Consider the following 271-nt stretch of genomic DNA (forward strand, 5'->3'; position numbering starts at 1 on the left):
AATCAACCATCTCTTTTTCGAGGATGCCATTAAGTTCAATTCCACTCTTATGTTTTCCTGAATAAATAGGCGGAAATATTTCATATCGCTCAAAATATTTTTTAACACTTGTATCTTTTTCTACATCAAACAAATACTCAAAACTAGTATGAGTATACTTATAGGGCACATTATCATCATAAACAATATGCTTAAAGCCTTTTTTGATAGCCTGCTCCAACCTAGGAATTTTATTTTGATGATCATCAAAAAAGACAACCGCACGTTCTTT

Annotated in this window: 1 protein-coding gene; it reads right to left on the minus strand. The window is 31.4% G+C overall.

The window, feature by feature from the left end:
* The coding region (locus tag Q5762_RS38445; protein WP_315896956.1) for a hypothetical protein at positions 1-271 on the minus strand (271 nt) is incomplete at both ends.

It is taken from the genome of Streptomyces sp. P9(2023) (genome assembly GCF_032436795.1).
Classification (GTDB): Bacteria; Actinomycetota; Actinomycetes; order Streptomycetales; family Streptomycetaceae; genus Streptomyces.